Annotated in this window: 12 protein-coding genes; all 12 read left to right on the plus strand. The window is 71.7% G+C overall.

Features of this window, described 5'->3' with window-relative positions; genetic code table 11:
- The first annotated feature begins 4 nt into the window (after positions 1-4).
- The 12 genes from ACWD4J_RS07500 (at position 5) to metK (ending at position 12,946) form a co-directional block, all read left to right on the plus strand.
- Positions 5-1,669, plus strand: coding sequence for a sugar ABC transporter ATP-binding protein (locus ACWD4J_RS07500; RefSeq protein ID WP_451394344.1), 1,665 nt, complete (start codon positions 5-7; stop codon positions 1,667-1,669).
- The gene (locus ACWD4J_RS07505; RefSeq protein ID WP_451394345.1) at positions 1,662-2,630 is read left to right on the plus strand and encodes an ABC transporter permease; all 969 of its coding nucleotides are present in this window, start codon (positions 1,662-1,664) and stop codon (positions 2,628-2,630) included. The genes ACWD4J_RS07500 and ACWD4J_RS07505 overlap by 8 nt, the downstream gene beginning before the upstream one ends.
- Complete coding sequence (locus tag ACWD4J_RS07510) at positions 2,627-3,610, plus strand: ABC transporter permease (protein ID WP_451394346.1); 984 nt, start codon at positions 2,627-2,629, stop codon at positions 3,608-3,610. The genes ACWD4J_RS07505 and ACWD4J_RS07510 overlap by 4 nt, the downstream gene beginning before the upstream one ends.
- Positions 3,607-4,926, plus strand: coding sequence for a M20/M25/M40 family metallo-hydrolase (locus ACWD4J_RS07515; protein ID WP_451394347.1), 1,320 nt, complete (start codon positions 3,607-3,609; stop codon positions 4,924-4,926). Before ACWD4J_RS07510 ends, ACWD4J_RS07515 begins: the two co-directional genes overlap by 4 nt.
- Positions 4,923-5,678 carry an MBL fold metallo-hydrolase gene (locus ACWD4J_RS07520; RefSeq protein ID WP_451394348.1) on the plus strand — a complete coding sequence of 252 codons (756 nt, stop codon included), beginning with the start codon at positions 4,923-4,925 and terminating at the stop codon, positions 5,676-5,678. Before ACWD4J_RS07515 ends, ACWD4J_RS07520 begins: the two co-directional genes overlap by 4 nt.
- The gene (locus tag ACWD4J_RS07525; protein WP_451394349.1) at positions 5,675-6,478 is read left to right on the plus strand and encodes an IclR family transcriptional regulator; all 804 of its coding nucleotides are present in this window, start codon (positions 5,675-5,677) and stop codon (positions 6,476-6,478) included. Before ACWD4J_RS07520 ends, ACWD4J_RS07525 begins: the two co-directional genes overlap by 4 nt.
- A 115-nt stretch (positions 6,479-6,593) precedes the next feature.
- Positions 6,594-7,817, plus strand: a complete 1,224-nt coding sequence (locus tag ACWD4J_RS07530) for a hypothetical protein (protein WP_451394350.1) — start codon at positions 6,594-6,596, stop codon at positions 7,815-7,817.
- A gap of 809 nt (positions 7,818-8,626) precedes the next feature.
- Complete coding sequence (locus tag ACWD4J_RS07535) at positions 8,627-8,950, plus strand: integration host factor (RefSeq protein ID WP_005319887.1); 324 nt, start codon at positions 8,627-8,629, stop codon at positions 8,948-8,950.
- Between the two features lie 38 nt (positions 8,951-8,988).
- The gene (gene gmk, locus ACWD4J_RS07540) at positions 8,989-9,591 is read left to right on the plus strand and encodes a guanylate kinase (RefSeq protein ID WP_451394351.1); all 603 of its coding nucleotides are present in this window, start codon (positions 8,989-8,991) and stop codon (positions 9,589-9,591) included.
- Between the two features lie 121 nt (positions 9,592-9,712).
- The gene (gene rpoZ, locus ACWD4J_RS07545; protein WP_067276962.1) at positions 9,713-9,985 is read left to right on the plus strand and encodes a DNA-directed RNA polymerase subunit omega; all 273 of its coding nucleotides are present in this window, start codon (positions 9,713-9,715) and stop codon (positions 9,983-9,985) included.
- 167 nt (positions 9,986-10,152) lie between these two features.
- Positions 10,153-11,358 (plus strand): bifunctional phosphopantothenoylcysteine decarboxylase/phosphopantothenate--cysteine ligase CoaBC, encoded by a 1,206-nt coding sequence (gene coaBC / locus ACWD4J_RS07550; protein WP_451394352.1) that lies wholly within the window; start codon positions 10,153-10,155, stop codon positions 11,356-11,358.
- Between the two features lie 379 nt (positions 11,359-11,737).
- On the plus strand, positions 11,738-12,946 hold the full coding sequence (gene metK / locus ACWD4J_RS07555) for a methionine adenosyltransferase (protein ID WP_451394353.1): 1,209 nt from the start codon (positions 11,738-11,740) through the stop codon (positions 12,944-12,946).
- Positions 12,947-13,074 lie beyond the last annotated feature (128 nt).

Consider the following 13,074-nt stretch of genomic DNA (forward strand, 5'->3'; position numbering starts at 1 on the left):
AGCCGTGACAGTGCTGAACGTGGATCAGGTGTCGAAGTCGTTCGCGGGCAACCGCGTGCTCCGTGAGGTGAGCTTCGACGTCCAGCCCGGGGAGGTGCTGGCCCTGGTCGGGGAGAACGGGGCCGGCAAGAGCACCGTGCTCTCGCTCATCACGGGCCTGCTCTCTCCCGACTCGGGCCGGATCCTGTACGACGGCGAACCGGTCCGGGCGTGGTCGCCGCACCGAGCCCGGGCCGCCGGAATCAGCTCCGTGCACCAGGAGTTGAGCCTCAATCCCCACCAGACCGTGGCGGAGAACGTGTTCCTCGGCGCCTGGCCGAGCCGTCGGGGGCTGGTGCGGGCCCGGGACCTGGCGGCCCGCGCCCAGCCGCTGCTCGAGCGCGTGGGCCTGGACGTCGACCCCGGTACCCGGGTCGGCCGGCTTCCGCTGGGCCGTCAGCAACTGGTCGAACTGGCCAAGGCACTGGCATCCGGGCCGCGGCTGCTGGTCCTCGACGAGGCCACGTCGGCGCTCGACGAGGACCAGGTGCAGGCCGTCTTCCGGGTGGTGCGCGAACTGCGCGACCAGGGCGGCTCGGTGATCTTCGTCAGCCACCGGATGGCCGAGCTCTTCGCGGTGAGCGACCGCCTCACCGTCCTCAAGGACGGCGAGGTCATGGCCACGAGGCAGCGCGACCGCACCGATCACGACGACATCGTCCGGCTCATGGTGGGGCGCGAACTGTCCGACCTCTTCCCCGCGAAGCAGGCTGCGGCCACCAAGACCGCGGAGCCCGCGGTGCGGGTGCGGGCGCTCAGTGTCCCCCGCGCCTGTTCGGGCGTCGACCTCGATCTCAGCCCGGGGAGGATCATCGGCCTCGGCGGCCTCCAGGGGCAGGGCCAACGCGATGTGCTGCGCGCCCTGTTCGGCCTCGAGCGTCACACGGGGCGGCTGGAACTCGACGGACGGCCCTGCAGGATCGGCTCGCCGCGTGAGGCGATCCGCCACCGCATCGCGTACGTCCCCGAGGACCGCAAGACCGAGGGTCTGCACGTCGCACAGAGCGTCCGGGCGAACCTCGCCCTCACCAACCTGCGCCGACTGGCGCCGGCGAACCGGCTGGGCACCGTGGCCCGGGGCGCGGAGACCCGGCTCGTGGCCGAACTGACCGGCAGCATGCGCATCAAGGCGTCGTCGCCGAACCAGGAGTCCCGCCGTTTGTCCGGCGGCAACCAGCAGAAGGTCGCCCTGGCCAAGTGGCTGCCCACCGAGCCCAGGGTGCTGCTGCTCGCCGAACCGACGCGCGGCATCGACGTCGGCACCAAGCGGGAGATCTACCACCTGCTGCGCCGCCTCGCCGACGACGGCATGGCGGTGCTCGTCACCTCGGGAGACACCATGGAACTGGTCGGCCTCTGCGACGAGGTCGCGGTGATGTACGAGGGCTCGATCGTCGAACGGCTCGCGGGCAGCGAGTTGACGGAGGAGAGTCTGGTCCGGGCCTCGGTCACGGGCGCTGCCGCGAAGGCCTCCGGCGAGGACGCCGGCGGCGTCGCCGACGCTTCCGGTGAAGACACCGACGGCGCCGCGCTGCCCGATGTCCCGCCCTCCGCCGGATCCTCGGCAGCCGCCCCGGCCGGGTCCGCGGGCGGAGCCGGGGACATACCCGGGAGCGTGGCCCGTGCGTGACCGTATAGGGACCGCCGCCCGCGGCAACGCGGACATCCTCGGCCTGCTCGGACTGCTGCTCGTCCTGCTCGTCGCCTACCAGCGCTACGACTCCAGCTTCCTCACCCCCGCCTCCGTCACCATCCTCTCGGCCCAGTTCCTGCCGCTCATCCTGGCCGCCGCGGGCCAGACGACGGTGATGCTCCTCGGCGGCATCGACCTCTCGCTGGGTGCGGTGCTCGGGATCGCCATGGCGGTGTTCGCGGTGTCCGACGCGCGGAGCGCCGGAGACGTCGTCCTGGCGGCGATCCTCGCCCTGTGCGCGGCCGTCGTGGCGGGCGCGGTCAACGGGGCGCTCGTCGCGTACGCGGGACTGCCGCCCATCATCGTGACCCTGGCGGCGTCGTTCCTGTGGGCCGGCGTCACCCTGGTCGTCCTGCCACAGCCCGGCGGCAGTGTGCCGGCGGGCCTGGTGGACGCCTACAACAACGGCTGGTACGGCATCGCGCTCCCCGCGGTGGCGATCGCCGTCGCCCTCGCACTGTGGCGTCTCTTCCGCACGACCCGGCACGGCCTGGCCCTGTACGCCGTGGGCGGCAACGAACACGGCGCGTACGCCAGCGGCCTCCACACGCGAGGCGTGAAGATCGGCGGATACGCGCTGGCCGGCGTGTTCGCCGGGCTCGCCGGGATCGGCCTGGCCATCCAGACCGGCTCCGCCGACCCCACCATCGGCACGCCGTACACGCTGAACTCCATCGCCGCGTCCGTACTCGGCGGAATCGGCTTCTTCGGCGGCGTCGGCCGGATGCGCGGGACCGTGCTCGGCGCACTCGTGATCGGACTGCTCACCAATCTGCTGCTGTTCACCGGGATCTCGCCCTTCTACCAGCTCATCCTCCAGGGCGTGGTCCTCATCGCGGCGCTCGCGCTGAAGACGTTCCTGACGAGGAACACGACCGACAAGGAGGCCCTGGCATGAGTGCGTCATCCGATCGGCCCGTCGGCGTGCCGGGCGTCACCGCACCACGGCTCCTGGAGGCGCTGCGCGGCTCCCGCGCGGGTCTGGCGTTCGCCGTCCTCGCGGTCACCTGGATCGCGGCCGTGCTGTTCGCATCGGGCTTCGACACCGCCTCCAGCTTCCGCTTCCTCGTCCAGACGGCGTCGTTCCTCGGCATCGTCGCGGTAGGCCAGACGCTCGTCGTCATGATGAGCGGGATCGACCTTTCCGTGTCGGGCGTGGTGGCCCTCTCGGCGGTCGTGTGCGCCAAGGTGGCCTCAGGACCCGGTGGCGCGACGGGCATCACGGCGGCCCTGGCCCTCAGCGTCCTCGTCGGCACCGTCAACGCCGCCGGTGTGGTGTGGCTGCGGGTGCCGCCCATGGTGATGACACTGGCGACGGGCACGATCATCTCGGGCGGCCTGCTCGTCTACACCGACGGCTCACCCAGCTCGGCGAAGGTGCCGCTGCTCGACTCGCTCGCCAACGGCAGGGTTCTGGGCGTGCCGCTCGCCTTCGTCCTGTGGCTGGTGATCACCGCCGTCGCCGGGTGGGCGCTGCATCTGTCGCGTACGGGCCGGTACATCTTCGCGCTCGGCACCAGCGAGCCGGCCTCCCGCGCCTCCGGCGTGCCACTCGGCGCTACGACGTTCATCGCCTACCCGGCCTGCGCGCTGCTCGCCGGGGTGGCCGGCCTCGTCCTCCTCGGATTCACCGGCACCAGCTCGCTCACCATGGGCAGCCCGTACCAGCTGCTGTCCATCGCATCCGTGGTGCTCGGCGGCACATCGATCCTCGGCGGGCGCGGCCACGTCCTGGGCACGGTGGCCGGTGCGCTGCTGCTCACACTCCTCACCGCGCTGCTGACGTCCTGGAACATGTCCGAGGGCCTCCGCCAGGTCGTTCTCGGTGTGCTGATCATCGCGCTGCTGCTGGTCTACGCAAGGGAGCGCAGAACGTGACGGCCGAAGCACAGAACGTGACAGCCGGAGCGCAGGGCATGACGGCCACCGACGAGGACGTGGAGTCGCTGCTCCGAGCGCTGGTATCGATCCCGAGCGTCAACCCGCGAGACGGGCACGCCGCGCCGGGTGCCCCGGGCCCGGGTGGTGAGACGGCGGTCGCGCGGTTCGTCCACGACTGGCTGGCCCACCGGGGCGTACGGGCGACGCTGGAGGAGGTGCTGCCGGGCCGGTGCAACGTGGTCGCCGTCGTACCCGGCCGCGACGAGCGAGCCGTGCTGCTCGAATCGCATCTGGACACGGTCGAGACCGACGGCATGACGGTCGATCCGTACGCCGGTGAGGTGCGCGACGGCCGCCTGTACGGGCGCGGCGCGTGCGACGCCAAGGGGCCGCTCGCCGCGCTGATGCTGGCCGCCGCGGAGCTCGCCCGCGGCGAGCCGCCCGCGTTCAGTGTCGTGCTCGCCGGGGTCTGCGACGAGGAGCACGCCTACCGCGGCGTCCTCGGTCTGCTGGAGCACCTGGGCGGGCGGACGGTCGTCGGCGCGATCGTGGGCGAGCCCACCGGGCTCGCCCCGGTGACCGCGCACAAGGGCGTCGTGCGCTACACGGTCCGTACGACGGGCCGGGCCGGACACAGTTCCCGGCCCGGGGACGCCGTCAACGCCGTGTCGCTGATGGCCCCGGTCATCGTGCACCTCGCCGCCACGGCCCCGGGAACGCCCGCGCACCCGCTGCTGGGCACGGCCACGCGGTGCGTGACGCGCATACGCGGCGGCACCGGGCCGAACACCGTCCCGGGCACCTGTGAGATCGATGTGGACAGGCGCACCCTGCCAGGCGAGGACCCGGCGGAAGTCTGGCGCCAGGACCGGGCCGAACTCACCGCCCTGGGCGGCCCGGTCGAGGTGGACGCCCCCTTCACCGTCGATCTCGCCCTCGACACCCCGGCCACCAGCCCGGTCGTCGCCACCCTGTGCCAGGTCCTGGCGGACCACGGCCTGCCGCACGACGTGACAGGCATGCCTTTCGGCACCGACGCCAGCAAGATCGCACGCGCGGGCATACCGTCCGTGGTCTTCGGCCCGGGTTCTGTCACGGACGCCCACTCAGCGACCGAGTCCGTGGCCCTTGCGGACGTCACCCTGGCATCCGGCATCGTGACGGCAACGCTGCGCCACCTCAGGCCCGCGGATGCCGTGCCGGGCGAGGAGGGCGAGGGCGAGGGCGAGGCTCGGGCGGTCGGCCCCGGCACCGGGTCGGAAGCCGGGTCGACAGCCGTCGGCACGCGGGCCGCAGAGACGGAGGCGCCGTGAGGCTGAACGGTGCCGTGCCACTGAACACGTACGTGACCCTCGTCGGCAGCGGAGCCGCCGGGTTCGACCTCACCGATCCGCTGGACTGCCACGTCTACCTGGTCCGCGGCGCACACAGCGCCGCCCTGGTCGACGCCGGTGTCGGCCCCTCCGCCGACGCCGTCCTGCGCAACGTGGCCGACGCCGGCGCCGATCCGGAGTACCTGCTGCTCACACACGGCCACGCCGACCACGCGGGCGGCGCCGCGGCGCTGGCCGGACGGCTGCCGGGAATGCGCGTGCTGGCGGGGGCACCGGCCCACACGTGGATCGCCGAGGCGGACGAGGCACGCCTCAGCCTCGACCGGGGCAAGGCGGCCGGCGTGTACCCGCCCGACTACACGTTCCCGCCCTGCCCCGGCGTCGCGCCCCTGCTCGACGGCGACGACATCGACCTCGGCGGCGGCGTGGCACTCCGGGCGCTGGCCACGCCAGGTCACGCGGACGGCCACCTGTGCTTCCTGCTCACAGCGCCCGGCCACCGGGCGCTGTTCTCCGGGGACTGCGTCTTCACCGGCGGCCGGGTCTCGCTGCAGAACCTGCACGACTGCAGGGTTCCGGAGTACGCCGCAAGCCTCGCGCGGCTCGCGACGCTCGACGTCGACGCGCTGTTCCCCGGCCACCACGAGATCTCCCTGGCCCGCGCGGGGCGGCACCTCGAAGCCGCAGGAGCCACGGTGGCCCGCGGCCTGCTGCCGAGGAGTACCACATGACGACCACACCGGCTCCCCGCAACCAGTCGACGTCGCTCCGCCGAGCGCTCGTGGTCCTCGCGTACGTCCGTGATCACGCCGGATCCGGCCGGGGCATGTCCCTGAGCCGCATCGCCGAGGACCTCGGCATCAACAAGAGCACCGTGCTGCGGCTCGCCACGCCCCTCATCGAGGCCGACCTGCTGGTCCGCGACCGGGACACCGGCTGGTTCCGGCTCGGCCACGGCACACTGCGGCTCGGCCAGGCCTACCTGTCATCGCTCGACCTGCGCACCGTCGCCGCCGAACCCCTCCGGCTGCTCCAGCAGGCCGTGGGCGAGACGTGCCATCTCGTGGTCTACGAGCCCCCGGACGTGGTCTACATCGACAAGGTCGAGAACGAGGCCCACGTACGCATGGCCTCCCGCGTGGGCAGCCGGGTCCCGGCTTACCGCACGGCCGTCGGCAAGGCCATCCTCGCCTGGCTCGACGAGGAGGCGTTCCATCTGGTGGTGGCCGCGGGGATGCCGCGTGTCACCGAGCACACCGTCACCGACCCGGCGCGGCTGCGCACCGAACTGGAACGCGTACGACGCCAGGGCTACGCCATCGACGACCGCGAGAACGAACCGGAGGTGCGGTGCGTCGCCGCGCCGATCTTCGACCACACGGACGGCGTGGCGGGCGCGCTCAGCGTCTCGGGGCTGACCACCCGGATGACGCCCTCCCGGGTCCGTGAGGTCGCCCCCGTCGTGGCCAGGACGGGGCTGGAGATCTCGCGGGTGCTCGGATCCCCTCGGGGCCGCGACACCGCCCGCTGAGGCCCTGGATTCGTCGTCATCGACTCATGCGAGTCATCGAGCCATCCAGTCATCAACAGTCACCGAGCCATTGAGTCACCGAGCCATCGAGTCATCGAGTCATCAGGGAGTGCACATGGAGACGTCCCTCTACGCGTTCATCGAGGACCTGCGCGGTGAGGGGCCGGAAAAGGTGCTCGACCGCGTGCTCGGTGAGTACGGCTGCGGCGGCCTGACGCTGGCCGCCGCCTACCACCGGGCACGCGACGTCACGCCGCACGGCTCGTCACGGGTCACCTTGCGCCGGGACGGGGTGCACTTCGTCCCTCCCGCGGATCTCTTCGACGGGCTGCGGCTCCAGCCGCCGGTCCAGGACGGGGCCGAGGACGAGCCCCTGCGCGAGGTACGCCGCCTCACCGCCGAGCGCGGCGCCGGGCTGTCCGGCTGGACGGTGTTCCTGCACAACACCACGCTCGGGCTGGCCCACCCGGACATCACCCAGGAGAACTGCTTCGGCGACCGCGCGGCACCCGCAGACCTGTGCCCCGCCCACCCGGACGTACGCGACTACGCCACCGCGCTGGCCCGCTCCGTCGCCCGCACCGGCGTGGACGCGGTCGTCGCGGAGTCGCTCCACTTCGGCCTGTTCGGGCACGGTTACCACCACGAGCGCGACTTCGTCGGGCTGGGTCCCGTGGAGGACTTCCTGCTCGGCCTCTGCTTCTGCGCCCACTGCCTCCGACGGGCCGGGGCGGACGGCGTGGACGCCGAGTCCGCACGTGCGGAGGCCGCCGGCGCGGTGGAGCGGGTGCTGGACGGGGCGACACCGCTGCCCGGGCCGCTCAGCCCGGCGGCGCTGGCCGAACAGGTGGGACGGTCCGTGGCCGACTACGCGACCGGCCGCCGGGAAACGGTCAGCTCGCTGGTGGCGACAGTGGCGTCGGCCGTGGCGGACGAGGGCTCACGGCTCGTCTTCATCGACCTCATCGGGGCGGCCAAGGGATACGCCGACGGCCTGCCCACGGGCGGCCCCGCGGTGGACGACGCATGGCGCTGCGGCGTGGACCCGGCAGCCGTGGCCGCCTCGGCCGCCGGGTACGCCGTACTGGCATACGCCCGCGACCCGGACAGGATCGTCCAGGACCTCACCGCCTACCGGGCCGCCATCGGCGACGGCCCCGAGCTGCGGGCGGTCCTGCGCCCGGGCAACCCGGACACCTCGACGGGCACCCACCTCGCGGAGAAGATCCAGGCGAGCACCACGACGGCCGACGCGGTCGACTTCTACCACTACGGCCTTTATCCGCTCCCGGTACTGGCTCGCATAACCCCGGCCCTTACTGCCCGGGCCCACGGCTGAGACCGCGACACCCGCGTCGGCTCATCCCAGGGCCGTGCCGTGCCCGCCAGGGCGGGCACGGCACGGCCCTGGTCGGCCGGTCCTGAGCCGAGGCGTGGCACCCCGCGCGGTGTGCGATGCGGCCCGGTTTCTGTCGTGCCGTGGCAAGGGTCCTCTGAGGCCTGGAGGCCTGGAGGACCCGCGGCATGGATGGCGGCCTGCATCGGTCGGGCTCGCTGACCGGTCCGGGGCCGAGACGTGACACCGGGGCCGCGTATCGCTTGGTGGCTCGTCCTGCCGCGGTGGGCATCGCCCACCGCGGCCCGGTACCGGTGTCCTCGCCTCGGTGCTCGCCGACCGGCCCGGCCCCTGGACCGGAGGCACGTCACCGGCCCGGCCCGGCACGTCACCGCGCCGCCACTGTGGCGTCTGTCGCGCCGGGCGGTGCTGCGGACGGACGCAGGGGGCCGCGGTCCGGGCCTGCCCCTGTCCGCCCCACCCCGCAGCTCGGCGGCAAGGAAGCGTTTCTTCGGCGTCCTGCGCGACGCTTCCGGGTGCCGCACAGGACGCCCGAACTCCCCGTTCCAGGGCCTCGCGGCCCGAGCTCCGTGCGAATACACCCTCAAATCCTGGGCAATATGCCCGATATGTCGGGTTCAATGGAGGCTGACCAGGACTTTTCGTCTGTTCTCGCTGACTCCGGCGGACTTGGCCGCTAGTCTCCGTCGAGAGTGCACGGGCAAAGCGTTGCTCGTTGCTCCCCAGGTGTGGGGCGACTAGGTTCCTCACCGGTCCGTATCCGACAGTTCGACATCCGAGGTGACGTAGGCGTGGCTCTTCCGCCCCTTACCCCCGAACAGCGCGCAGCCGCGCTCGAAAAGGCCGCCGCGGCTCGCCGGGAGCGGGCCGAGGTCAAGAATCGACTCAAGCACTCCGGCGCCTCCCTTCACGAGGTCATCAAGCAGGGCCAGGAGAACGACGTCATCGGCAAGATGAAGGTCTCCGCCCTCCTCGAGTCCCTGCCGGGCGTGGGCAAGGTCCGCGCCAAGCAGATCATGGAGCGACTGGGTATCTCCGAGAGCCGTCGGGTGCGCGGCCTCGGCTCCAACCAGATCGCGTCGCTTGAACGCGAGTTCGGCGGCGGTGCCGCCTGACGTTCTCGGGCACCCCTGAGAACCTGGATAATCACTGCATGGCTGCAACAACCCGGGGGGCGACCCCCGCACCCCCGGACGTACGTCCGCGGCTGACCGTGCTCTCCGGCCCCTCCGGGGTCGGCAAGAGCACGGTCGTCGCTCATATGCGCGCAAAGCACCCCGAGGTGTGGCTCTCGGTGTCGGCGACGACCCGTAAGCCGCGCCCCGGCGAGCGGAACGGCGTCCACTACTTCTTCGTCACCGACGAGGAGTTCGACAAGCTGATCGCCAACGGCGAGCTGCTGGAGTGGGCCGAGTTCGCGGGCAACCGCTACGGCACCCCGCGCCAGGCCGTGCTCGAGCGGCTCGAGACCGGCGAGCCCGTCCTCCTGGAGATCGACCTCCAGGGCGCGCGCCAGGTCAGGGAGTCCATGCCGGAGGCCCTGCTGGTGTTCCTGGCTCCCCCCTCGTGGGACGAGCTGGTACGCCGGCTGACCGGACGGGGCACCGAGCCGCCCGAGGTCATCGAGCGCCGTCTGGAAGCAGCCAAGGTCGAGCTCGCGGCCGAGTCCGAGTTCGACATGACCCTGGTCAACACCTCCGTCGAGGACGTGGCGCGTGAGCTGCTAGCCTTGATGCCGGTGTCTTCTGGGGACTAGGGATCCACGCCCGGCGGGGACCGCCCCACAGCGGGCGGACGAGCCCGGTGGGGAGCAACCCCGGATCCCCGGACTCCACTGTTTGATCTTTCTGGTTTTCCCATCCATCGGAAGGTAGAGCGTGTCCTCTTCCATCACCACGCCCGAGGGCATCATCAACCCGCCGATCGACGAGCTCCTCGAGGCCACCGACTCGAAGTACAGCCTCGTGATCTACGCGGCCAAGCGTGCTCGCCAGATCAACGCGTACTACTCGCAGCTCGGTGAGGGCCTCCTCGAGTACGTCGGTCCCCTCGTGGACACGCACGTGCACGAGAAGCCGCTCTCGATCGCCCTGCGCGAGATCAACGCGGGACTGCTGACCTCCGAGTCCGTCGAGGGCCCGGCGCAGTAAGGCGTTTTCCGGAGCGCCCAAGGGGGCGTTTCGTGGCACCACAGGCCCGGCAGCTCGACTGCCGGGCCTGTGGTGTGTCATGAGTGGGTACGCGTTCGTCAGCAGGTCACCAGGTCGGCAGGTCGGAAGGCCGGGAGCCGGCGGGCCGGCAGGGAGAAGAGCAGACGGTGGACAAGCCGAAGGTCGTTCTGGGCGTCAGTGGTGGCATCGCCGCCTACAAGGCATGCGAGCTGCTGCGGCAGCTGACCGAGTCGGGGCACGACGTACGCGTCGTGCCCACCGAGTCCGCGCTGCACTTCATCGGCGCCGCCACATGGTCGGCGCTCTCCGGCCATCCCGCGGCGACCGAGGTCTGGTCGGACGTGCACGAGGTCCCGCACGTAAGGATCGGGCAGACCGCCGACCTCGTCGTCGTCGCGCCCGCCACCGCGGACATCCTCGCCAAGGCCGCCCACGGCCTCGCCGACGACCTGCTCACGAACACGCTGCTCACCGCCCGGTGCCCGGTGGTCTTCGCCCCCGCCATGCACACCGAGATGTGGGAGCACCCGGCGACGCAGGACAACGTCGCGACGCTGCGGCGCCGTGGCGCCGTCGTCATCGAGCCCGCCGTCGGCCGCCTCACCGGCGTCGACACGGGCAAGGGCCGCTTCCCGGATCCCGTGGAGATCTTCGAGGTCTGCCGCCGGACACTGGCCCGCGGCACGCACGCGACCGACCTGGCAGGCCGCCACGTCGTCGTCAGCGCGGGCGGCACCCGTGAACCGCTCGACCCCGTCCGGTTCCTGGGGAACCGGTCCTCCGGGAGGCAGGGGTACGCGCTCGCCCGTACCGCGGCGGCGCGTGGGGCCCGCGTCACCCTCGTCGCCGCCAACACCGCCGGGCTGCCCGACCCGGCGGGCGTGGAGGTCGTCCCCGTGGGCACCGCCGTCCAGCTCCGCGAGGCCGTGATCAAGGCCGCGGCCCATGCCGACGCGGTCGTCATGGCCGCCGCCGTGGCCGACTTCCGCCCGGCGGCGTACGCCACGGGCAAGATCAAGAAGAAGGACGGCGAGGACCCGGAGCCGATCGCCCTGGTCCGTAACCCGGACATCCTCGCCGAGATCTCCGCCGACCGGCCCCGCCCCGGCCAGGTGATCGTCGGATTCGCCGCCGAGACCGACGACGTACTGGCAAACGGCCGTACCAAGCTGCAGCGCAAGGGCTGCGATCTGCTCGTCGTGAACGAGGTCGGCGAGCACAAGACCTTCGGCTCCGGGGAGAACGAGGCCGTGGTGCTCAGCGCCGACGGCAGCGAGACCCCCGTGCCCTACGGCCCCAAGGAGGCGCTCGCGGACACGGTGTGGGACCTGGTCGCAGAGCGCCTCGCCTGAGTGGGCGGCGACGTCCGCCCCCTGGCAGTCGCCCAGGGCCCGGACATTGGCCGGTGCGGTGGCGCGACACGCCGAAGGGCAGACAGTCGATCGTGTCATCGTTCACTCGAACGGCGACCCGAGTTGCGGCCCGGGTGAACAGCGATACCCTTCCGCCGCACGTCGCGGACCCCGTGTTTTCGGGGTCCGCGGACCTGGCGCGGGCCGATCGCCGTACCGCAGAATGCCAGTGCCCCAGGTCACAGGGGGTCCCATGTGTCGAGACACGTGGTCCGGCGGCCGGGCACGACCGATAAACTGGTCTCGGACATTGCCGGGCGCAGCCTCCGGCCGGTCCGTCAATGATCAGCCAGCAGCCGCTGCAACCACAGGGAGCGTTGTGTCCCGTCGCCTGTTCACCTCGGAGTCCGTGACCGAGGGTCACCCCGACAAGATCGCTGACCAGATCAGCGACACCATTCTCGACGCGCTTCTGCGCGAGGACCCGACCTCCCGGGTCGCAGTCGAGACGCTGATCACCACCGGCCTGGTGCACGTGGCCGGCGAGGTCACCACCAAGGCGTACGCGGACATCGCGACGCTGGTGCGCAACAAGATCCTCGAGATCGGGTACGACTCCTCGAAGAAGGGCTTCGACGGCGCCTCCTGCGGTGTCTCCGTCTCCATCGGCTCGCAGTCCCCGGACATCGCGCAGGGCGTCGACACGGCGTACGAGTCCCGTGTCGAGGGTGACGAAGACGAGCTGGACAAGCAGGGTGCGGGCGACCAGGGCCTGATGTTCGGCTACGCCTGCGACGAGACGCCCGAGCTGATGCCCCTCCCGATCTACCTCGCCCACCGGCTCTCGCGCCGCCTGACCGAGGTCCGCAAGAACGGGACCATCCCCTACCTGCGCCCCGACGGCAAGACGCAGGTCACCATCGAGTACGACGGTGACAAGGCGGTCCGTCTGGACACCGTGGTGGTCTCCTCGCAGCACGCGAGTGACATCGACCTGGAGTCGCTCCTCGCCCCCGACATCCGCGAGTTCGTCGTGGAGCCGGAGCTGAAGGCCCTCGTCGACGACGGCATCAAGCTCGAGACCGAGGGCTACCGCCTCCTGGTCAACCCGACCGGCCGCTTCGAGATCGGCGGCCCGATGGGCGACGCCGGCCTGACCGGCCGCAAGATCATCATCGACACGTACGGTGGCATGGCCCGCCACGGCGGCGGCGCCTTCTCCGGCAAGGACCCGTCCAAGGTCGACCGCTCCGCCGCGTACGCGATGCGGTGGGTCGCCAAGAACGTCGTGGCAGCGGGCCTCGCGGCCCGCTGCGAGGTGCAGGTCGCGTACGCGATCGGCAAGGCCGAGCCCGTGGGCCTCTTCGTGGAGACCTTCGGCACGAACACCGTGGACCAGGAGAAGATCCAGGCGGCCATCGGCGCCGTGTTCGACCTCCGCCCGGCCGCGATCATCCGCGACCTGGACCTGCTCCGCCCGATCTACGCCCAGACCGCGGCGTACGGTCACTTCGGCCGTGCCCTGCCGGACTTCACCTGGGAGCGCACGGACCGCGTGGACGCGCTGCGCAAGGCGGCCGGGCTCTAAGGCCCACTGCACCCGCAGGACCGAGTACGGCGCGAGGCCCGGACCCCAGCAGGGGCCGGGCCTCGCGCCGTTTACGGGGACCACATCGGAAAAGGGGGGGGGGGGGGAAAAGTGTAGAGGGGGGGGTG

This window comes from Streptomyces sp. NPDC002577, from assembly GCF_053594815.1.